Genomic DNA, 20,728 nt, shown 5'->3' with positions numbered 1-20,728 from the left:
GAGAAAGTTTATTCTAGAAATTTCAACAAAGTTATATTTTTTTAAATTTAAATTTGTTTAATCTTTAATTTTTATTTTAAAAATAATTGCAATTTAACTATTTAATGTGATAATTTCTAGTAAGAAAATTAGATTAAAATTAAATCTTAAATATGATAATTTCTAGTAAAAAAATTAAGTTTGTAAAATTAACTTTTTAATAAAAATTAAATTAATAAAATTTAATTTTTTATTTTTTTATTGGCTTTTGATTTTAGTTCTTTTAATACATTGTCAATATCTTTTTGTGTTTTAAAATTACTTGTATCAAGTCCAAAATTTTTAAATTTATTATATAAAAGTTCTACATCAAAATCCAATAGTTCATCTAATCTTTTTTCAATATTCTTTGGTTTTAATTTCTTGTTTTTTAATTCATGCTGTAATACTTTTTTATAGTAAGTATTTGCAGTGTAAGGATTTAATCCATGTTTTTCAAGTTTTTCTTTAAATGCATCATTACTTGTAAATCCACCGAGTAATTCTTTAAGAATTTCATCATTCTTTTTTTCTTCTTCAGTTTTCCTAGAAAATATTCCCATTTTAATCCCACATCGTAATTTAATTTATTTATAAATTATATCTATTTTTTTATCTCTATTTATTTCTATTTATTCTTTCTTATTTCTTTTTATTCTTTTTATTTAAGTTATTTCTACTCTCTTTTTATTTTTTTATAATTTTTTTATAAAATTTCAGTTTATTTCTACTCTCTTTTTATTTTTTATAAAATCTTTAATACCTATTAAATTTCATTTTTTTCATTAATACCTATAAGTGAGATTATAACTGCAATAAAACATAATATTGTAGATATTATACATGCTATTTGTGAGCTTTCTGTTAATAAATTAAAGTATTTTGGAATTATTGGTACATCACCCATTATTATTGCAAATATTATAGTTAACATAGCAAGACTCATAGTTTGACCTATTACTCTCATTACTGTAATAGATACTGATGCACTTGGTGTTTCTTCTGGTGGAACTGAGCTCATTATCATATTTGTATTTGGGGATGAGAATATTCCATAACCTAAACCTTGTAATATCATTGCAATAAATATTATCCATAATGGGGTAGATTTATTTAAAAATATTAATATAAACAGTGCAATAGTTACAAAACTCATTCCAATTGCAGCTAATTTTTGTGAATCTATTTTATCTGAGAATTTTCCTGAAAATGGTGATATAATTGCCATTATTACTGGTGTTATCACAAGTAATATTCCAGTTGTTTGTGAATTTAAGTTTAAAATATATTGAAAATGGTAATTAAGTATATAAGTTACTACAAATGTTGCAATGTAACTTATTAATGATGCAATGTTTGATGATGAAAATCTTTTATTTTTAAATAATTTAAGATTAAATATTGGGTCTTTTACTTTTAAATCTGTTATAACAAATATAAATAAGAATATAATACCAATTATTGTAAATAATATTCCTTTTATTTGATTTAAGATTGTAAATCCGTAAATAAAAAAGAATATCCCAATTATATATAGTATAGATCCAATTTTGTCATAAGTTTCATTTTCATACATATTCCATTCATCTTTGACTTTAGATAATGATAAAAACAATGCAATTAATGTAAATGGAATTGTAAAGTAAAAAATAGTTCTCCAACCAAAATTATATGTTAATATTCCACTAATGAATGGTGCAATTGCAAGTCCAATGTATACTCCAGATATTATGATTCCTAATGCTTTTCCTCGATTTTTTTCTTCTACAGCTAATACAACAATACTTGTTTGTGTGTTATAAATCATTGCTGTACCAATGGCTTGTATTGCTCTAAATATTAATAATGTTATGTATGAATTTGCAAAAGTAGTAATTATTGTTCCAATTAAAAATATAATTAATCCTAAATTTAATGTTTTCTTGATTCCATTTTTCCCTGAGAATTTTCCAAGAGGTACAGCAGTTATTGCAACAGTAAATAAAAATATATTTATTACCCAATTCTGCATAATATTATTTAAATTAAATTCTTCTGCTAATTGGGGAAGTGCAACTGCAGGTGCTGCTGATATGAATGCTGCAATAAAAGAAGCTATAAATGATATTATAATAATATAATCCGATTTTTTCAGTTTCATTTTTATCCACTCTTAATAATTTAATAATTTTTTGAATTTAAGCATGGTAAAATTTTAATTTATTTTTTATTAAATTAAGTTAAATTTAGTTTATATCTATGTTATTTATATGTTTAAATTTTTCATTTATTTAATTAAAATTGATTCTATTAGTATTAATACAAATTATAAATTTAATTTATTAAATTCCTTTTAAGATTTATTATTATTTCTTTAACTATTTTGAAATTTTCTTAATTTATAAAATAAACTTTCTTAAATTTAATTTCCATATATTAAAATACTCTTTATATTTATATAAAAAATAGATATTTTTTTAAGTTTTTATATTTTCTTAATTTATTAATACATTAAATTTATATATTTGAATATATTAATTAATTATATAGTTTTTATAGTCGGTGATTAATGTGAAAGATATATTTGATAAATGTAAATTCGGAGACTTTGAACTTAAAAGTCATATAATCCGTTCAGGAATGTGGGAATCTCAAAGAAATAATGAAGGTTTCCTAAACCAGGCGGTTTTTGATAGATATGAACAAATCGCAAAAAGCGGAGTTGGGTTAATTAATTCAGAATTATTCTGTTTAGATCCAAGGGATAGATTTGCAGATTATTCAACCGATATGAATTATAAAGGATTTTTTAAAGATTATCAAGAAATTACTAGTTTAGTCCATCAATATGATGTTCCTATTTTTGGACAATTGGCATTCTTCTGGTACAATGATGGTCTTAATCAAAAAGTTGAACCTAATAATATAAGTATTGAAGGTATTAGACACTTACAAACTGATGTTATTATGGCTGCTAAAAAATTTGAATTTGCTGGATTTGATGGTATTCAAATTAATATGGGTAATAATTTTTATCTTAGTAATTTTATTAATCCTTATTTTAATCAAAGAGAAGATAATTATGGTGGAGATACTTTTAACCGTATGAGGATTATTCTTGAGATTCTTAAAGTTATTAAAAGTAATTATAATATCCATATTAATTGTAAATTAAATCCAAGTGATGGAAGAAAAGGTGGAATTAGTTTTGAAGAAAGTATGGAAATGTGTAAATTACTTGAAAAATATGGTGCAGATAGTATACAATTAACTGCTCGTACTAATACATTTTCAACAAATGACGGTAAACACCCATTTCTTACATATGCAGATAAATTAAGTGGAGAACTTAATATTCCAGTTATTTTAGGTGGAAGACTTAATGATATGGATACTATAAACAATATTTTAAATACTACAAATATTGAATTTTTCTCAATGTCTAAACCATTTGTTGCTCAACCTGATTTCTTAAAAGAATGGAAAATAAATGGCACTGGAAAAACTAAATGTAAAGGTTGCAGTAATTGTTATAGTAAAAAAGTAAGTACTTGCTTTGTTTATGGAAATGGCGATTAAATTCAATAGTTAATTTAGATTATTTACTTATTATTAAGTGAATAATTTTTTTAAATATTTATCTAAAAATTTAGAGATAAATCATTGTTTAAGTATATAAAAAATTGTTTGTATAGTATAAAACTATATATATTAAAAAGGTTAATAATTAATTGTTGGTGATAATTATGTTTATGGCAACCTTATATCAAATTTTTAAATATAAAGAAATTCCAGAAGATTTTGCACCTTATGTAAAATTTAAAGCAGCAGTAGATAAAAGAGAAACTATTAATCCTAATGATGAGATTGCTATTTTAGATGTTTCTGGAACAACTAGTCATCATATTTTATTCTTAGATGCTTATGATAATATTGATCAAATTAAAGAAGAATTAAAAGGTGCTGACTTAAAAGCAAATGTAAACACTTTAAAAATATTAGAAAGTCATTTATAGATTTTTCTAATATATTTTTAGCTATTTTTTGTTTTTTTAAATTTTTTAGTTTTTTTATTATAAATTAAGTTTTCAATGCTTTTTTTGTTTATATTTTTATTAATAATATGTTTTTTAATAAATTAATTTTATATTTTTGTATATCATTTTAATTATTAAAGTAACATGATTTTTAGAACTTTAATTACTTAATAATATTTAAAATTAGTTTTTAATATTTTTTATATTATTTAAATAAGTTTTTTATAAAAAGAGTAGTTTTTTTAAAATAATTGAAATTTATAAAAGAGAAGTTAAGCTTCATCTTTTTTAAATTTGGAGCGAATTTTATTTTTTTGTGTTTTTGAAATTTTAAATAATTCAATGAATCCACCTATTGTTACTAAGACTGGAACAATTTCAAGTTTACCCATTAACATATCTAAAATCATAGTAACCTTAATACTTGGAGCCATTGTTACACTAGTAATTCCTGTACTTAATCCATTATTTGTTGCTGCAGATACTACTTCAAATAAACTATATAATCCATTGTATCCATGTAAAATTAATACAATCCAACTAATGAATATTAAGATAAAGAACATAAAAATAAATGTTCCTGCTTCTTTAACTGCTTCTATTGAGATTTCAGTACCTTCAATTTTTAATTTAATTATACTTCCTTCAGGAGCTAATATTTCTTTAATATTTTTTTGAACTCCTTTTAATACTGTAATAATACGAATTACTTTTAAACCTCCTACTGTAGAACCAGAAGAACCTCCTATTAACATTAATGCCATAATAAATATTAATGAAGTGTCTCCCCAATTTAATAAATTATTAGTTGTTATAATTGTTGCACCAGTAGAGGTTATTGCAGATATTACAGTAAATATAATATGCATAGGTACTGTTTTTGTAAGGAAGTAAATTATAATACTTATTGTTACAATAGTTACTATAAGTGTTTTAAATTGTACATCTTCAAGTATTGCTTTTCCTTTTGTTTTATATACTTTATAATGTACTTGAAAACTTATAGCACCTAATATCATTATTATGATAGTTATAATGTTTATAATATTGTTATGGTAGTATCCAACATTAGCATTTTTAATACTCATACCACCAGTACAAATTGTAGCAAAACAAAGATTTATTGAATCAAATAAAGGCATTCCTGCAAGAAGATACATTCCTATTCCAATGAGAGTATAAATTACATATATTTCAATTGTTTTCTGCATTGTATTTACTAAACTAGGTTTAATCCTTTCTTCTCTTGCTTCAGATTTATATAATTTAGCAGCAGCTGTTCCTGGCTGTATAAGAACACCTATACTTAAAATTACTATTCCTAAACCACCTAACCATCCTTCATAACTTTTTAAAAATAGTAATGATTTTGGATATATTTCAATATTACTAAATAAACATAATCCAGTACCTGTCCATGAGGACATATTTTCAAACATTCCATCTAATATAGGCATTTGTAAGGTTAATTTCATTATAATTGCACCTAAAAAACTAGCCCAAATCCATGCTAATGTAGAAACAATCATTGCATGTTTTAATCGAATATTTGAGGATTTAACTGAAATTTTAGAAAGTGCAGTCCCTATTATTATTGAAATAATACAAACTGTAAAAAACACTAAAATTTCAGGTGTTTCTTTATAAATAATTGCAATTATTATAGGAACAAGTAATGCTATTCCTACTAATTGCATCATTTTCCCAAAGTAGTGGGTTATGATTTTTAAATCCATTTTGTTAATATATCTCATTAAGTTAAATTTTGGTAATGTCAATTTAAATAATTTTTTATTTTATTATATTGTAAATTCTTTAATAAAATTCTTTATTTTTAATTTTAAAGATTTATTTTTTTATTTTAAGTATTTTATCTATTTATTTTTTTTAGTTTATTTTTTTTAAATGTTTAAAATATTATACAATATATTTTAAGATAATTTACATAAATTTTTTAAATGATTATTATCAAATATTAAATTGTTATTTTTATTTATTTTTTAATAAATTTTTTAATTTATATAAAAAAGAAAACTAATTAAATTAAAGAATTAGTATGTATTATTATAATACTTTATATTGTAAATTTTAAAAATTTAAAAGGTATGAAAAGATGATATATTCAACTGAAGTAGAGAATATGTGTCCTGTTGCTAAAGCAGCTAATCATGGACCAGCACCGATACCTGAAGAAGGTAAATGGGTGCAATCTAAAGAAATTAAAGATATTTCTGGTTTAACTCATGGTATTGGTTGGTGTGCACCTCAACAAGGTACTTGTAAATTAACCTTAAATGTTAAAAATGGAATTATTGAAGAAGCATTAATTGAAACTATTGGTTGTTCTGGAATGACTCATTCTGCAGCTATGGCAGGGGAAATATTAGTAGGTAAAACAGTTTTAGAAGCATTAAATACTGATTTAGTTTGTGATGCTATTAACACTGCTATGAGAGAATTATTCCTACAAATTGCTTATGGTAGAACACAATCTGCTTTTTCTGAAGGAGGTCTCCCTATTGGGGCAGGTCTTGAAGATTTAGGTAAAGGTCATAGGAGCCAAGTAGGTACTATTTACAGTACTAAAAGTAAAGGTCCTAGATATCTTGAACTTACAGAAGGTTATATTACTGAATTAGGTTTAGATGAAAATAATGAAATTATTGGATATAAATATATTAATATAGGACAAATGATTGACAATATTAAATCTGGTATTGATCCAAAAGAAGCTATTGAGAAAGCAAGTGGTCAGTATGGAAGATTTGATGAAGCTGTTAAAACAATAGATCCTAGAAATGAGTAAGGGAAGAGGTTATTATGAGTTTATTCGAAGGTTATGAAAGAAGGATAGATCAAATTATCCCTGTACTTAATAAATATGGTATTAAAGATTTAGAAGAAGCTAAATCTATCTGTGAAGAAAAAGGATTTAATCCATATGAAATTGTTAAAGATGTTCAACCTATATGTTTTGAAAATGCATGTTGGGCTTATACTGTTGGTGCAGCAATTGCAATTAAAAAAGGATGTACTAAAGCATCTGATGCTGCAAAAGCAATAGGTGAAGGATTGCAATCATTTTGTATTCCTGGAAGTGTTGCAGATAATAGAAAAGTAGGTCTTGGTCATGGAAATCTTGCATCAATGCTTTTAAGTGAAGAAACTAAATGTTTTGCATTCCTTGCAGGGCATGAAAGTTTTGCTGCTGCTGAAGGAGCTATTGGTATTGCAAATTCTGCAAATAAAGTTAGAAAAGAACCTTTAAGGGTTATATTAAATGGTTTAGGAAAAGATGCAGCTTTAATTATTTCAAGAATCAATGGATTTACTTATGTAAAAACTGATTTTGATTATTTCACTGATGAACTTAATATTATTGAAGAAAAAGCATATTCTAATGGTGAAAGAGCAAAAGTTAAATGTTATGGTGCAAATGATGTTAGAGAAGGTGTAGCTATCATGCATCTTGAAGATGTTGATGTTTCTATTACTGGTAACTCAACAAATCCTACTAGATTCCAACATCCTGTAGCAGGAACCTATAAAAAAGAATGTATGGAAAAAGGTAAAAAATATTTCTCAGTTGCTTCTGGAGGAGGAACTGGAAGAACACTTCACCCAGATAATATGGCAGCAGGACCTGCTTCTTATGGTATGACTGATACTATGGGAAGAATGCATTGTGATGCACAATTTGCAGGTTCTTCATCTGTACCAGCTCATGTTGAAATGATGGGATTAATTGGTATGGGTAATAATCCAATGGTAGGTGCTACTGTTGCTGTAGCAGTTGCTGTAGAAGAAGCTATGAAATAATTTCATAGTTTTTTATTTTTTATTTTTAGTTTTTTAGATAAGCTAATTTTTTATTTTGGGTTTTTGATGGTTTTTTTATAGTTTAAGTATTTTAGTTTTTTTTATTCTTTAAGGTTAATTTTTAGATAATTTAATGTTAAATAGATTTTTTTTAAATTTAATTTATTCAAATTTAATATTATCTATAGTTTTTACTAATTTATCTGCTAAATCATATGTTTTACTCATAGGTTCATATGAAAAGGTTTCATATACTACTGTTGGAATTCCACTTTCAAGAATTGGTAAAGTCATATATGGTGGACTAGTACGATACTCTGGAGCATAATAAACTATTTCTTCTATTTTTTCAAGTAATATATTCATATATTTTTCAGATTCATCATCAAAACCAGGTGCAAATACAAAGTTACTTTCTTCATATTTTCCAGGACCTACTTTACCTTTATTTCCATGAATATCTACTGCAAAATTATATTTTTTACTTGTAACGTGAGGAACAACAAATTCTCTTGCTAATTTTTGACCATCCATACGTCCTTCTGTTTCTTTATCAAGTTCTTTTTTAACATTAATATTATAAATATAATATTTATAATTAAGACTTGTATCTTCACTTAAAATAGTATCAAATAATGCTCTATGTGATTTACTTTCTAATGGATGCATACCAATTAAATAAGCTATTTTTACTTTAGAGTTTTTATTACCATATGGTCCATGTATGTGTACTGATCCTCTTTCATTTTCTCCAATTAACTTACCATTATATTCTTCTGAATTTATTTTAGCAATATCTGTAGGTTCTTCTGGATAATTTTCAAACATTTAATCACTATTTTATTTATTTTTCTTAAACTTATTTCTTTATTGAAATTTTGTAGAATAAATTTTCTTTAAAATATTAATTATTTTTTAAATTTTTATAAAAAATAGAAATATTTTATTTTTATTAAAAAATTATTCTTTTATTTAAATTAATAATATTTTTCTTTGTTTAATAATTTTTTAGTTTCCTTCCAATTTGGATAAAATTTATTCATAAGATTTTTAAACTCTTTTCCATGATTTGGGATATATAAATGTGTTAATTCATGAATAATTACATATTTTAAACATTCTGGAGATTTTTTACATAACTGTAAGTTTATCCAAATTCTTTTCTTTTGTATATTACATGTTCCCCAACGAGTTTTCATATTTTTTACTCTCCACTCATTAGGATGTTTTCCTACAATTTTTATACATTCTTCTAAAATATTAGGTATTTTTATTTTAATCTCTTTTCTATACCATTCAATCATTGTTCTTTTTCGATTCTCAAAATTAGAATTTTCTTTAACAGGTAAATAAATAGTATTATTTTTTATAAAAATATTTTTATAATCATTATTCTGATTAATAATTTGAAGAGTGTATGGTTTTCCCCATAAATAATGTGTTTCTCCAGTGATATATTTAATTTCTCTTTTTTTAGCTTTTTCTGACTCTTTTATTACAATTTTTTGTTTATTTTTTATCCATTTTGTTTTTGAATCTGCAAATTTTATAATATTTTTTTGAGAAATAGATAATGGTGCAGATATTTTAACTTCACCATTAGGTGGTAAAACACGTAAATACATATTTTTTATCTTTTTTCTTTCAATAATTATAGGTATACCATTTATTTCTATTTTGTTTTTCATTTAATCACTAGAATTTAAAAAAATTTTAAAAGAAATAAAATCTTTTAATTTTAAAATATTCCTGATTTAAGAATGTTTTCGTTTACCTTTACTTATTGTATAATTTGGTATAAATGTGGATGTTTTTTTAATATCATTTGAATTTATCTTTCTACATCTTGATTCTTGGAGTAATAATATTTTATGGTCATAATATTTAGGTAGAAAATCATCTTTAGCATCTATTAATCCTCTATATTTCACATCAATTTCTCCAGTTCCCCCAATATCAAATGTTAATATTTCTGTAGGATTAAAATCTTCAAAAAACATTTCTAATTCAATAGTTTTATACATCGGTGCTTTATAATGGATTATCATTACATTATCTGATCTTTTTTGTAGTTTAATGTCATTCTCCTCTATTTTTAATGTTTCTCCAGAAAATTCTTTTTTAATGGTTAAATATGAACCTATTTCTCTTGATGTCATAATTTCACCTTCTACTTAATAATATTTTATAAGTTTTATCTTTTTATAAATTTTTATAATTTATTTATATTAAATAGATTTAAGACTTCTTAAAAATCTTTTAAATTTAATTTATTTTTGATTTAAAAGTAATATGGTTTAAAAGCTTAAAATTTAAAATGGGTTTAATTTTACTTATAAATCTAAAATTTCTATAGGTGTTTCTATAATTTTTATTGGATATGTATTTTCATAATCTTTTATATTTCCTTGACCATATTTTACAAGAACCATATCTATCCCTGCATTTTTTGCTGCATTTATATCTGCATCTTTATCTCCAAAGTATAATACTTCTTCTTTTTTAATATTTTCTTTTTTAATAATTTCATTTAATCTATATGGGTTTGGTTTATCTGGGATATTTTTTTTATAACCTGAAATATATTTAAAATTTATGTCTTTGAATAATTTTTTTGTAAAATATTTTAGGAACTTTTCTTCTCTATTAGAACATATAGCTAAAGTAATGTTTTTATTTTGTAATTCCTTTAAAACGGTTTTTATATTATTATAAGGGAATGTATTTGGTTTTTCATATTCTTGATATATTTTATTATATATTGTATATACTTCTGTTTCTTTTCCAGCATCATTATCTTTTAGAAAATCTCTAAAATCTTGATAGTATAATGTTTTTAAATCTTTTTTATATGTAGGTTTACCACATAATTTTAAAGCTTTATTTACACAATATATTGAATCGTAGATTGAGTTAACTAAGGTTCCATCAAAGTCAAATATATATAGTTTTTTCATAAGTTTAATTTTGTTTATTTTATTTAAAATTTTTACTTTTTTTAAAGTTTATTATTTTTTTAGTTTATATTATTTTTGTGAGTTTTTTCTAGTTAATGTTTTTTTTACGTGTTTTAAGTTTTTTATTATTTAATTAGTATATTTGTAGCTTTTTGTCTTTATTATTAAAATTAGAATTTAATATTCATTAATTATATTAAATATTATTTTTAAATATAATTATTAATTATTAATTTTAAAGTGGTTTTATGAAGAAAGCTTATATTTTTGATTTTGATGGAACAATTGCAAATACATTTGCAGACTCATTAATTGCATTTAATAAAGCATTAATTGAATATAATTATCCAACATTAGCTCTTAGTAATCTTGATAATATTAATTATTTAGATTTTAGAAATTTTATAAAATCATTAAAAAATATAGTTAATGTAGAGGATATTCCAAAATTACAACTTGCTTATAAAAATAATTTTTTAAAAGGAGCAAATAGGCATACTGAATTGTATCCAGGAATTAAAGAAGTTTTAAAAACTTTAAAAAATAGGGGAATTAGCCTTTCAATATGTTCTAATCGTGATCAAGAATTACTTGAATTTCTTGTAGATTCTCTTTTATCAGATATTCAATTTTCACAGGTTATTGGTTATGTTAAAGATGAACCATCTAAACCTAATCCATATAAACTATTTAAGATAGCTGAAAGTGAAAATATTAGTATGGATGAAGTTTTATATTTTGGTGATAGAAGTGCAGATATTTTAACTGCTCAAAATGCATCTATTGATATGGTTTTAGTATCTTGGGGTCAAACAGATGATATTGCACCTCATTGTAATTATCCTGTAAGGATTATTAATAATCCATTAGAAATTTTAGATTTATAATATCTAATTTTTTTAGAACTTTTCTGTTTTTAAACTTTAATTTATTTAATAATCTATTTTTTTCGGTGATTATATGAAAAAATTATTTATATTTGATTTTGATGGAACATTAGTTAATACATTTGAAGATTCTGTTATTGCATACAATAAAGCTTTAGAAATACATAATTTACCAATATTTCAATATGAAAATATTGAAGATCTTAATTTTAATGATTTTATAAGTCAAATGGGATCTGATGAGAAAATACTTGAAACTTATGAAAAAATCTATGAAAATAGTTCTAATGTTCATACTAAACCTTATCCAGGAATATATGAATTATTAAATAAATTAACTAATTCAAATTGTGAAATTGCAATTTGTTCAAATCGTATACAATATTTACTAGATTTATTAACTAAAAAACTATTTCCAAGTATTGATTTTAAATTTATTATTGGTCATATTCTTGGTGAACCATTTAAACCAGATCCTAGTGTTTTAGGAAAAATATTAAATAATGTTTCTTATGATAAAAAGGATATAATTTATATTGGTGATAGGAAAACTGATATTATAACTGCTAAAAACTCTGGAATTGATGTTGCTATTGTAACATGGGGTCAGGGTGAAGATGAAGATTATAATGATGATTATGTTTTAAAAGTAGTTAACTCTCCTTGTGAGCTTTTAGATTTATAATTTTTTTATTTATTAAGTTTTTTTATTTATTTTATTTTGTTTTTTTATTTATTGGGTTTTTTTTATTTTGTTTTTGTTTTTTGTGTTTTTTTATTTATTGGGTTTTTTTAAGGATTTTTTTAATTTTTATATTATCTTATTTTATTAATAATAAAATTAAAATATATTTAGAATAATTTTTATATTATTATATATTATTAACTTTCAGGTTGTGTAAGTAATGGTAGAGGATATGCACATTATAGAAGCTTTAGGTAAAACTGAAGTTATTATTAAAAATGGTAAAGTGGTCTCTATTGGTGAACCTAATATTGATTATTGTCCAATATTTAAAAAAATAGAAAATGTTGATCAATTTGATAAGGAATTTATTAAAAGAAATATAGAACGTAGAATAAGAGAATTTGGTATGTGTACTCCAGAAAGACTCCTTGATTTACCAGATATGATGTCTTTTGGAATTAGTGAAATTCTTAAAACAAATTTTGAATTAGGTAAAATTGATTGTGTTGTTGGTGTATGTGAAGGTGTAGGTACTCTTATTATGACTAATCCTAATTTAATTCAAGCAGTAGGTGGAAGAGTTTCTGCTCTTATAAGTACAACTCCAATTCCTGAAGTTATTGAAGGTGTGGGATATGAAAATGTTATAAATCCTAAAACTGCTGAGCTTAATCCTATAAAAGGTTTAAAATTAGCTATTAAAAGAGGATATAAAAATATTGCAATTACAACTTTACCATCACCTGTAATTAATGAAATTAGAAATTATCCACTTCCTAATGATGTTAATGTTTATGTCTTTGTTGCGCATACAACAGGAATTAGTATGGATGATGTAGAAAAAATATTTCATGATGCAGATGTTGTAACTGCTTGTGCTTCTAAGAATATTAGAGATTATGCAAATAAATTTAAACCTTATTATTCTGGTTCAAAAGTTCCTATCTTTGCAGCAAGTGATATTGGAAGAGAATTTCTTGATAATAGATTAAAATTTATTAATAAACCTCCCTCTAATAATGAAAATTATCCTTTAAATAATGATAATATTCCTAATCCTTTAATTTAATTCTTATTTTTTTTAATTTAAGTGGCTGTTTAAAACTATTTTTTATAAAAATTTAAACTTAGTTAATACTTGAAAATTAATTTTTAAGAAATTTATTATAAAAATTTTTAAGGATTTCAACAAAACCTTGATTTATTTGAAGATAAGGTCTTTTTTATGTCAAAGACATCATAAAAATAAGATTTCAACAAAGTCTTGATTTATTTAAAGAAATCTAATGTATAATTATTATTAAGTTCTTGGTATTCTTTTTTAAGAAATGATTTTTGATTTGCTTTTGTTATTTCATATGTTTTTTTCACATGCCCAAGTAATAATGGAGAATTAGTATCATGGAATCTATAATTAAAAACGGCTTTTTTTGGTGTTTTATTAGCATAACAATATTTACATCCATTTAAACAACTATCATATTCTCCAATGTCCCGAGTTTCTATACAATGACAACCTGGCCTTGTTCCTTTATGTTTTAGATTTCTAAATTTAATATTATTTGCTTTTCCAAGTATATTTAAATCTCTACATGCTGATTGTTTTATACCATACTTTTCATAATTATAATCTGTTGCACATGTTTGGATTATGAAATCATATTTTTTAGCAATATATCCTAAATTTTTAGCTATTATATTCTTATCTTCTTGAGTTAAAGGTATTATTTCATGCATATTCTTTTCTAATTTTTTATACATATCTACAAAACTAAAAATACATCTATCAATATATGGTGATAATTTACTTCCAAGATATTCAAAACATTTTTTATGTTTTTCAATTGTATATTTTTCAGTTATTAATATAGGATCGTATCTCCAGGTTATTCTTTCTTTTCCTACTTTTTTTGATAATTTAATAAGTGTATCAATACTTTCATCTATTTTAGGTACTTTAGGTTCAATTTCTTTATCATATGCAGTTATTGTATAGAAAAAATAAGTATTGAACTTATTTGTAATTTTATCAATATCTTTTAAAAGAGGTTTATAATTTTTTGAACAGAATACAACACAATCTATTAATTTATTATCAAGTTCTAATTTAGATATTTTATTTGGATACATGGGGTGTTTAACATAAACATATCCTTCTTTAAATCTTTTTAATAGCCATTTTGAATAAAATGAAGGTATATCTGTTCTTGAACTTACATCTAATATCATTATTTTTATCCTTTAATTTTATCTGTTTTTATAATAAAAATATTAATATTCTTTTATTCTAAATATTATATTAGATTTATTAAGAAAATTTATTTTATTTTATTATTTTCTTAAATTTTAGGAATGATTTATTGTTTTCTTTAGATACTGTTGTATGTTTTAGGAATGATTTATTGTTTTCTTAAATATTATTATAGATTTATTTGAATACATTCCTTAATTTATTTAATAGCTTAAATAATATTAATTTTATAATATTATTTATTTAAAAAGTGATTCTTATGGATTATGGTAAAGTTTATAAAGATTCTATTATTAATTTAATTAATATTAATGAAAAATTAATTAATTCTGTTGATAAAAAAGCAGTTTTTGTTATATGTGATGATGATACACGTAAATCAATTGATGAAAATTTTTCATATATTAATAGTTTCTTATTAACTGAGTATGTTATTCAAACAGAATATGATAATTTTAAAGAACTTTATTCTTATGTTTCTGGTGTATTTAAGAATGAATACATTTATAAATATTTACTTCAAGTTTTTGGAGAGTTACTTGAGGAATATTTAAGAGTTGCAGAGTTTAAATTTGAATTAATGAAAAAAACAAATAATAATTCATTTACTAATTTTGATTCTGATGCATTAAATAAATTTTTTACAGAATATCAATTATTAATTGATGAATATGATTTATTTAAATTAGAATATTCAAATGTTGAACATTACTCTTTATTAGGTGATTATGCTAATCAAATTAATAATGGTTTTAAAAAGAATATTAATTAATATTTTATTCTTTTAATTTTTAAAATTTTAATCATTATTTTAATAAAAAATTTTAAATATTTAATTATTTAAACTATTTTTTATGAATTCAAAAACATTTTTTAGAACTGAACCTGGGTATAACACATTTCAAAAGGTTCTTGTTTATGTTTCATCTTTATTATTGATGATTATGTTATTGTTAGATGTTTATGTTTACAAGTCTTTAAATGATTTTAAAATTTATACTATTGTAATATTTATAGTATTGTCTTTTTTATATATTATATCAAGAAAAGTTTCTGATTTTGTAAGATCTGATGCAATATTATGTGTTTTTCTTAGTGTCGGTTTAATAATCAGTGGAATTTTATCTTTATTAGTTTATAAGATAAATATTCTTTATGTATTGATTATTTTAGTTTCTGGAATTTTAAGTTTTATCTCATTTATTCCACATGCTCTTAAGAAATAATAATTATTTTTAATTTTAATATTAATTCTTTTTCTTTTATTTTTCTTTTTACTTAATCTAATTTTTTTATTTTGGAATATTATTTTTTAATTTATTTTTAATTTTTTAAAATTCTTATTTTTAAGTTTAATATTAACTATTAATTTTTAGTTTAATTTATTTATTAAATTTATTTTTATTATTAAAACTTTTATTTTAATTATTTACTTATATTACATATTTTTAAATATTTATATTATATTTAAATATAGAATATAAAATATTATTTAGTTTTATTAATTTTTTATAATTATTTTTTATTTTAAATATTTATAAATTGTTTATTTTATAAAATTATTAATATTTTTATTTATTTTTATTATTTATAAATAATTTATTATTATGATATTATATAAATTATTATTTAATGTTTGTATTATTTTTAACTTTAATATTTATTTTATTTTTTAAAAATAATTATTTTAAATATTTTAATTTTTTAATTTTTTTTATTTTGTCATATTTTTTTAGAAATTTTTAGAAATATTTATATATTATTATGACAAATTATTATTTAGTTCTACTTGGAGGTAGAAATTGTGGTAGATGGAAAGTTAAATAAAGAAATGGGAAAAAGGATTAAAAAATTAAGACTATCTCAGAATCTTAATCAATCAACTATCGCTGATTATTTGGGGGTAAATCAGAGTACAGTTGCAAAGGTTGAATCTGGGAATAGATCTTTAAATTTAAATTCATTAATTAAATTAGCTACTCTATTTGGTTGTTCTAGAGAGTATCTTCTTGGAATGACTGATGAGTATGTCCCATTAAATTTTGCATTCCGTTCTAAAAATGTTGATGTAAAAAATTTAGAAGCTATTGCAGCTATTAATAAAATTGTCTTAAATATTGATTTTTTAAATGATTTAAAAGATAATGAGGAGAATCAAAATGAAAAGTCTAATTGAATTAAATGCACTTGCAGTAGAATTAAGAGATGAATTAAATATTAGTCCTTATTCTTCTATTGATTTATTTAACATTATACCATCTTGCTTTACTTCAGCTACTTTAATATTTTACCCAATGTCTGATTATACTAGTGGTATGTGTATTCGTAATGGTGATGAAAGTATTGTTGGTATAAATTCTTCTACATCTTTAGGTAGACAAAGATTTACACTTGGTCATGAGATGTATCATTTATTATATGATGAAAACTTTTCTGATGAGTTAAGAGTTTGTAATTTTGATGATGAAACTGATTCAGAACTTGAAGCTGAGAATTTTGCATCATTTTTAATAATGCCTTATGAAGGTCTTAAAAAACATATGAAAATTCATAATATTAAGAAATGGACTTTAGATGATGCTATTGTTTGTGAACAATATTTTCAGATTTCACATCAAGCTTTACTCTATAGATTGCTTCAACATAAATTTGTTAATCAAGAAGAGTATGATAAATTATTAAATGTTAAAATTACTCATGAAGCAAAATTAAGAGGTTTTGATAAATCAATTTATGAAAAAACTAATTGTACACGTCATGTTGTTGGTAATTATGTTCGTCTAGTTGAAAAAGCATATCATTCTCATCTTATATCTAAAGATAAAAGAAATAGTATGTTATTAGATGGTTTTCAAGATGAAATTGTTTATAAATATGAAGGGTGACCTTTATGGAAAATAGACCAGCTTATTTACTTAATGATGTATTGTTTTTATTTATTAAATTAGATATTGAGGATGTTTTAATAGATCAATTTTCTAATATGATTATTACTCCTTTAATATATGAAGAGTTATCATTAGAACCATATGTTAAAGAAAAATTAGATAATTTAATTAAAAATAAAGTAATTAGTGTTAAGGATATTAAAGTTTTTTCTAATGAATTTGAGATTTTCATGGAATTAAGTTGTAATGATTATTTAGGTGATAATTCAGCATCTTTACTTGCAAAAGCATATGTTAATAATGGAATTTTTGTATGTTGTTATATTGAAGATTTTAAAGATTACCTTAATAAATATAATATTGACAGTTTAAGTTTTGAAGAGATATTAGATAATGGAATTAAAAAAGATATAATTAATCATGAGGATATTATTGATATTTTAGATAAAATGGAACATCTTAAAGTATCTTTTAAAGAAGAATATCTCTTAGAGTTAAGAAATAAATATCATATTAATTAATTTTTAACTTCTCATTTAAAATTTAAAAAGGTTTTGTTTAAATAATTTTTGATGGTGTTTATTGGTGAATATGTATGATTTTTTATAGTTTAAATCTATAAAATTATTATTTAAAATTAGTATTTTATCTTATACAAAAATCTTTATTGTATATTTTAATTATTTGGGTGAATATGTATGATTTTTTATAATTTATCATAATTATGTGTTTAATGTTTGCATTTGAATTTTTTTTAAGTTCTTCAATTTCTCACATTATTGTTTTGTATTTTTCACTTTTTATAAATTTTTTAAATTCAAAATGTAAATTTTAGACATTTAATAAGTTAACTATTATTTTTCAATTATTATATCTTTATTATATCTGTTTTTTTAATTGTATAATAGTTAACTTTATTCTTTTAACTTATAAAATAAAATTAATTAAAAAGGGGGTTTAATTTTATTTTATTTAACTAATTGAATCTTATTTAATTTAAGAATTCAATAAGTTATCTTTTTTCTCCTTTTTTTTTATTTAAAATTAAATTTTGAGGAATTAAAATGGAAATGAATAAAGAAGATAAGTTAAAATTATTACCTTTAATTTTAGGTATTTTAGGAATAATTATTGGTATTATTGAAGGTTTAAGTTGTCCTATGATTTATGGATGGGAAAGTATTATTTCAGAAATTTTTATTGCAATTATTGGTGGTTTAGCTGGAATATTCCTTTATTGGAAAACTGAAGAAACATTTTTATCTGGTATAGAATTTATTATAACTGGAATTTTGATGTTTGCATTATTAACAAATATGGCAACTATTGGAGCAATATTATTTGTTTTAACTGGTATTATCACTTTCTTTGTAAGTGGAGATTTCTCTATTAAAAATAAAAAATTAATTTCTATTCCTATTTGTACAGTTGTTATATTATTTGTTATTTTTATTATTGTAGGATTCTCTGGAGCAATGTTTGAAAGTAATCTTGCAAATGAAGTTAGTTTATCTAATGTAAATGTTGCAGGTGGTAACTCATTTGGATATTATGAAGAGAATATAACTGCAGATCTTACTCTTAATACAAGTTTAAATTATGTTGAAGCTGATGTAAAATATTTTGATAAAGATGGTAAAGTTTTACGTAATGATATAATGTGGAATCAAAATAATGTAAATCCTGGAGTATATAAAATAAAAAGTACTTATTTTGATACAGATCAACCTGCAAGAGCAGAAATTTCTTTAAAAAATGATGCTACAGATAATGATACTTTTTATACTAAAAATATAACATTTTAACAATCTTAATTATTATTGTGAATTGATTATTTATTTGTAGTATAAAAATTAATTTTCTTACTAGTTTGATTCATTTAATTAAATTATTCTTTATTGTTTAAGTGGAAAATTAGTTTTAATTATTTTTTTCTTTTTTTTCATTTTTTAGGTTATATTGGGTTTTTTATTGTTTTTTCTTTTTTAGTTTATATTTAGTTTTTTTTAATTATTTTTTTATTATTTTAAATTTCTTTTTAAAATAATTTTAAATCTTTATTTGACTTAAATTCTTATTTACTAGGTTAATTTTTAATTATTTCTATTATCTTCTTTATTAGCTTTTTTAATTATTTTTTATTTATATTTTAATGGAACCCATTCTATTTCTACATTATTTTGATTATTTAAAACCCAATTATAAACTCTCATTTTTAAATTATTTTTTAGAATTTTATTAATTTCTCCAGATTCTTGTAATTTTATAGCTTTAGATTTTAAGTCATCTAGTTCTATATATAATTCTTTTTCATCTTTATTTTCATTAATGATTTTATTTAATATATCAATAGTAATTTCATAACTTAGTTTATAATATTTGTCTTTAGTTGTCTTTACTTTTAATTTCTTTAATCTTTCTTTAGATATTTCATTCCTTTTCTTAATTTCAATTCTACTTTTCATATTTACATTTTTATATTAAAACATTAATAGATATATGTATGAATATATGATTTTTTAGAGGAATTATTTTTTCTTTAGGATAAGTTAATATGAAAAAATTGTATATATTTGATTTTGATGGAACTTTAATTAATAGTATTGAAGATTCTATGGTGTGTTTTAATGAAGTTTTAAAATCATTTAATTTACCTCAATATGAAGTTGAGGATTATGATAATTTAGTATATAGTGATTTTAGAAATTTTTTAAACTCTTTGATAGATAATTATGATGATAATAATACTCTTTGGAATAAGTTAATAAGAAACTTTGTAGAAGTATATCATAATAATAAAAAACCAAATACTTGTGTCTATAATGGAATATATGACTTACTTAATAAACTAGTTAAAAAAGGTATTGATTTAGCTATATGCTCTAATAAAGAATCTTTTATTTTAAATGATTTAATTAATAAATACTTTTCTAGTTATAATTTTAGTATGATTTCTGGTTCTGTTGAAGGTATTCCAGATAAACCTAATCCATATAGATTAAATAAGATTGTTGAAAAATTAGATTATAATAAAGAAGATATTTTATATATTGGAGATAAAGATACAGATATTGAAGTAGCAAAAAATGCAGGTTTAGATATTGCATTTGTAACTTGGGGACAATCTACTAGTAAAGATCTTGAAAGTGATTATCCATTAAAATATGTAAGTAATCCTTATGAATTATTAGATTTTTAATATTT

The 20,728-nt window shown here is 21.9% G+C and carries 23 protein-coding genes; 14 read left to right on the top strand and 9 right to left on the bottom strand.

Annotated elements, in window-relative coordinates:
* Positions 1-221 precede the first annotated feature (221 nt).
* Positions 222-581 carry a hypothetical protein gene (locus T523_RS01120; RefSeq protein WP_042707044.1) on the bottom strand — a complete coding sequence of 120 codons (360 nt, stop codon included), beginning with the start codon at positions 579-581 and terminating at the stop codon, positions 222-224.
* 203 nt (positions 582-784) lie between these two features.
* On the bottom strand, positions 785-2,158 hold the full coding sequence (locus T523_RS01115; protein WP_042707043.1) for an MFS transporter: 1,374 nt from the start codon (positions 2,156-2,158) through the stop codon (positions 785-787).
* Between the two features lie 410 nt (positions 2,159-2,568).
* Here T523_RS01115 and T523_RS01110 point away from each other — a divergent pair, with 410 nt between their 5' ends.
* Positions 2,569-3,576: an oxidoreductase gene (locus tag T523_RS01110; RefSeq protein ID WP_042707042.1), complete on the top strand. Its 1,008-nt coding sequence runs from the start codon at positions 2,569-2,571 to the stop codon at positions 3,574-3,576.
* 167 nt (positions 3,577-3,743) lie between these two features.
* Positions 3,744-4,013 (top strand): DUF749 domain-containing protein, encoded by a 270-nt coding sequence (locus T523_RS01105; RefSeq protein ID WP_042707041.1) that lies wholly within the window; start codon positions 3,744-3,746, stop codon positions 4,011-4,013.
* Positions 4,014-4,306: 293 nt separating this feature from the next.
* Here T523_RS01105 and T523_RS01100 read toward each other — a convergent pair whose 3' ends face one another.
* A complete protein-coding gene (locus T523_RS01100; protein WP_232228994.1) occupies positions 4,307-5,734 on the bottom strand; it encodes a TrkH family potassium uptake protein in 1,428 nt (475 codons plus the stop codon).
* Between the two features lie 413 nt (positions 5,735-6,147).
* Between T523_RS01100 and T523_RS01095 the strand changes: the two genes are divergently transcribed.
* Complete coding sequence (locus T523_RS01095; RefSeq protein WP_042707040.1) at positions 6,148-6,840, top strand: iron-sulfur cluster assembly scaffold protein; 693 nt, start codon at positions 6,148-6,150, stop codon at positions 6,838-6,840.
* A gap of 14 nt (positions 6,841-6,854) precedes the next feature.
* Positions 6,855-7,853 carry a GGGtGRT protein gene (locus T523_RS01090; protein ID WP_042707039.1) on the top strand — a complete coding sequence of 333 codons (999 nt, stop codon included), beginning with the start codon at positions 6,855-6,857 and terminating at the stop codon, positions 7,851-7,853.
* 162 nt (positions 7,854-8,015) lie between these two features.
* On the opposite strand, the gene T523_RS01085 is transcribed toward T523_RS01090, so the two are convergent.
* From T523_RS01085 to T523_RS01070, 4 genes are all read right to left on the bottom strand, one after another.
* A complete protein-coding gene (locus T523_RS01085) occupies positions 8,016-8,681 on the bottom strand; it encodes a hypothetical protein (protein ID WP_052334585.1) in 666 nt (221 codons plus the stop codon).
* Between the two features lie 149 nt (positions 8,682-8,830).
* Positions 8,831-9,541, bottom strand: a complete 711-nt coding sequence (locus T523_RS01080) for a M48 family metallopeptidase (RefSeq protein WP_042707038.1) — start codon at positions 9,539-9,541, stop codon at positions 8,831-8,833.
* Positions 9,542-9,607: 66 nt separating this feature from the next.
* Positions 9,608-10,012, bottom strand: a complete 405-nt coding sequence (locus T523_RS01075; RefSeq protein WP_042707037.1) for a hypothetical protein — start codon at positions 10,010-10,012, stop codon at positions 9,608-9,610.
* Between the two features lie 174 nt (positions 10,013-10,186).
* On the bottom strand, positions 10,187-10,810 hold the full coding sequence (locus tag T523_RS01070) for an HAD family hydrolase (RefSeq protein WP_042707036.1): 624 nt from the start codon (positions 10,808-10,810) through the stop codon (positions 10,187-10,189).
* A 248-nt stretch (positions 10,811-11,058) separates the two neighbouring features.
* On the opposite strand from T523_RS01070, the gene T523_RS01065 reads away from it, so the two are divergent.
* The 3 genes from T523_RS01065 to T523_RS01055 all read left to right on the top strand — a co-directional run bounded on the left by T523_RS01065 (position 11,059) and on the right by T523_RS01055 (position 13,454).
* On the top strand, positions 11,059-11,697 hold the full coding sequence (locus T523_RS01065; RefSeq protein ID WP_042707035.1) for an HAD family hydrolase: 639 nt from the start codon (positions 11,059-11,061) through the stop codon (positions 11,695-11,697).
* A gap of 73 nt (positions 11,698-11,770) precedes the next feature.
* A complete protein-coding gene (locus tag T523_RS01060; protein ID WP_042707034.1) occupies positions 11,771-12,382 on the top strand; it encodes an HAD family hydrolase in 612 nt (203 codons plus the stop codon).
* A 220-nt stretch (positions 12,383-12,602) separates the two neighbouring features.
* Positions 12,603-13,454 carry a methanogenesis marker 8 protein gene (locus tag T523_RS01055; RefSeq protein WP_042707033.1) on the top strand — a complete coding sequence of 284 codons (852 nt, stop codon included), beginning with the start codon at positions 12,603-12,605 and terminating at the stop codon, positions 13,452-13,454.
* A gap of 200 nt (positions 13,455-13,654) precedes the next feature.
* Here the strand turns inward: T523_RS01055 and T523_RS01050 are convergent, their stop codons facing one another.
* Positions 13,655-14,614 carry a DUF1848 domain-containing protein gene (locus tag T523_RS01050; RefSeq protein ID WP_042707032.1) on the bottom strand — a complete coding sequence of 320 codons (960 nt, stop codon included), beginning with the start codon at positions 14,612-14,614 and terminating at the stop codon, positions 13,655-13,657.
* A 281-nt stretch (positions 14,615-14,895) separates the two neighbouring features.
* Between T523_RS01050 and T523_RS01045 the strand changes: the two genes are divergently transcribed.
* From T523_RS01045 to T523_RS01020, 6 genes are all read left to right on the top strand, one after another.
* Positions 14,896-15,408, top strand: a complete 513-nt coding sequence (locus T523_RS01045; protein ID WP_042707031.1) for a hypothetical protein — start codon at positions 14,896-14,898, stop codon at positions 15,406-15,408.
* An 82-nt stretch (positions 15,409-15,490) separates the two neighbouring features.
* Positions 15,491-15,862, top strand: a complete 372-nt coding sequence (locus T523_RS01040) for a hypothetical protein (RefSeq protein ID WP_156929573.1) — start codon at positions 15,491-15,493, stop codon at positions 15,860-15,862.
* Positions 15,863-16,440: 578 nt separating this feature from the next.
* Entirely contained in the window at positions 16,441-16,812 is a 372-nt protein-coding gene (locus T523_RS01035; protein ID WP_232228990.1) for a helix-turn-helix domain-containing protein, read from the top strand.
* Entirely contained in the window at positions 16,796-17,521 is a 726-nt protein-coding gene (locus T523_RS01030; protein WP_042707029.1) for an ImmA/IrrE family metallo-endopeptidase, read from the top strand. The genes T523_RS01035 and T523_RS01030 overlap by 17 nt, the downstream gene beginning before the upstream one ends.
* 5 nt (positions 17,522-17,526) lie before the next feature.
* Positions 17,527-18,045 carry a hypothetical protein gene (locus tag T523_RS01025; protein WP_042707028.1) on the top strand — a complete coding sequence of 173 codons (519 nt, stop codon included), beginning with the start codon at positions 17,527-17,529 and terminating at the stop codon, positions 18,043-18,045.
* 543 nt (positions 18,046-18,588) lie between these two features.
* A complete protein-coding gene (locus T523_RS01020) occupies positions 18,589-19,329 on the top strand; it encodes a hypothetical protein (protein ID WP_042707027.1) in 741 nt (246 codons plus the stop codon).
* 333 nt (positions 19,330-19,662) lie between these two features.
* Here T523_RS01020 and T523_RS01015 read toward each other — a convergent pair whose 3' ends face one another.
* Positions 19,663-19,989, bottom strand: a complete 327-nt coding sequence (locus T523_RS01015) for a hypothetical protein (RefSeq protein WP_042707026.1) — start codon at positions 19,987-19,989, stop codon at positions 19,663-19,665.
* Between the two features lie 89 nt (positions 19,990-20,078).
* Here T523_RS01015 and T523_RS01010 point away from each other — a divergent pair, with 89 nt between their 5' ends.
* A complete protein-coding gene (locus tag T523_RS01010) occupies positions 20,079-20,723 on the top strand; it encodes an HAD family hydrolase (RefSeq protein WP_052334584.1) in 645 nt (214 codons plus the stop codon).
* Positions 20,724-20,728 lie beyond the last annotated feature (5 nt).

The organism is Methanobrevibacter wolinii SH (genome assembly GCF_000621965.1).
Taxonomy (GTDB): domain Archaea; phylum Methanobacteriota; class Methanobacteria; order Methanobacteriales; family Methanobacteriaceae; genus Methanarmilla; species Methanarmilla wolinii.
Note: the sequence above shows the minus strand (reverse complement) of the source record. Positions and strands in the feature narration are given on the sequence as shown.

Excerpts from the sequence above, each read along its gene's own strand:
- T523_RS01120 (WP_042707044.1), bottom strand. The coding sequence starts at position 581 with ATGGGAATATTTTCTAGGAAAACTGAAGAAGAAAAAAAGAATGATGAA.
- T523_RS01115 (WP_042707043.1), bottom strand. The coding sequence starts at position 2,158 with ATGAAACTGAAAAAATCGGATTATATTATTATAATATCATTTATAGCT.
- T523_RS01105 (WP_042707041.1), top strand. The coding sequence starts at position 3,744 with ATGTTTATGGCAACCTTATATCAAATTTTTAAATATAAAGAAATTCCA.
- T523_RS01100 (WP_232228994.1), bottom strand. The coding sequence starts at position 5,734 with ATGATGCAATTAGTAGGAATAGCATTACTTGTTCCTATAATAATTGCA.
- T523_RS01095 (WP_042707040.1), top strand. The coding sequence starts at position 6,148 with ATGATATATTCAACTGAAGTAGAGAATATGTGTCCTGTTGCTAAAGCA.
- T523_RS01090 (WP_042707039.1), top strand. The coding sequence starts at position 6,855 with ATGAGTTTATTCGAAGGTTATGAAAGAAGGATAGATCAAATTATCCCT.
- T523_RS01085 (WP_052334585.1), bottom strand. The coding sequence starts at position 8,681 with ATGTTTGAAAATTATCCAGAAGAACCTACAGATATTGCTAAAATAAAT.
- T523_RS01080 (WP_042707038.1), bottom strand. The coding sequence starts at position 9,541 with ATGAAAAACAAAATAGAAATAAATGGTATACCTATAATTATTGAAAGA.
- T523_RS01075 (WP_042707037.1), bottom strand. The coding sequence starts at position 10,012 with ATGACATCAAGAGAAATAGGTTCATATTTAACCATTAAAAAAGAATTT.
- T523_RS01070 (WP_042707036.1), bottom strand. The coding sequence starts at position 10,810 with ATGAAAAAACTATATATATTTGACTTTGATGGAACCTTAGTTAACTCA.
- T523_RS01065 (WP_042707035.1), top strand. The coding sequence starts at position 11,059 with ATGAAGAAAGCTTATATTTTTGATTTTGATGGAACAATTGCAAATACA.
- T523_RS01060 (WP_042707034.1), top strand. The coding sequence starts at position 11,771 with ATGAAAAAATTATTTATATTTGATTTTGATGGAACATTAGTTAATACA.
- T523_RS01055 (WP_042707033.1), top strand. The coding sequence starts at position 12,603 with ATGGTAGAGGATATGCACATTATAGAAGCTTTAGGTAAAACTGAAGTT.
- T523_RS01050 (WP_042707032.1), bottom strand. The coding sequence starts at position 14,614 with ATGATATTAGATGTAAGTTCAAGAACAGATATACCTTCATTTTATTCA.
- T523_RS01045 (WP_042707031.1), top strand. The coding sequence starts at position 14,896 with ATGGATTATGGTAAAGTTTATAAAGATTCTATTATTAATTTAATTAAT.
- T523_RS01040 (WP_156929573.1), top strand. The coding sequence starts at position 15,491 with ATGAATTCAAAAACATTTTTTAGAACTGAACCTGGGTATAACACATTT.
- T523_RS01030 (WP_042707029.1), top strand. The coding sequence starts at position 16,796 with ATGAAAAGTCTAATTGAATTAAATGCACTTGCAGTAGAATTAAGAGAT.
- T523_RS01025 (WP_042707028.1), top strand. The coding sequence starts at position 17,527 with ATGGAAAATAGACCAGCTTATTTACTTAATGATGTATTGTTTTTATTT.
- T523_RS01020 (WP_042707027.1), top strand. The coding sequence starts at position 18,589 with ATGGAAATGAATAAAGAAGATAAGTTAAAATTATTACCTTTAATTTTA.
- T523_RS01015 (WP_042707026.1), bottom strand. The coding sequence starts at position 19,989 with ATGAAAAGTAGAATTGAAATTAAGAAAAGGAATGAAATATCTAAAGAA.
- T523_RS01010 (WP_052334584.1), top strand. The coding sequence starts at position 20,079 with ATGAAAAAATTGTATATATTTGATTTTGATGGAACTTTAATTAATAGT.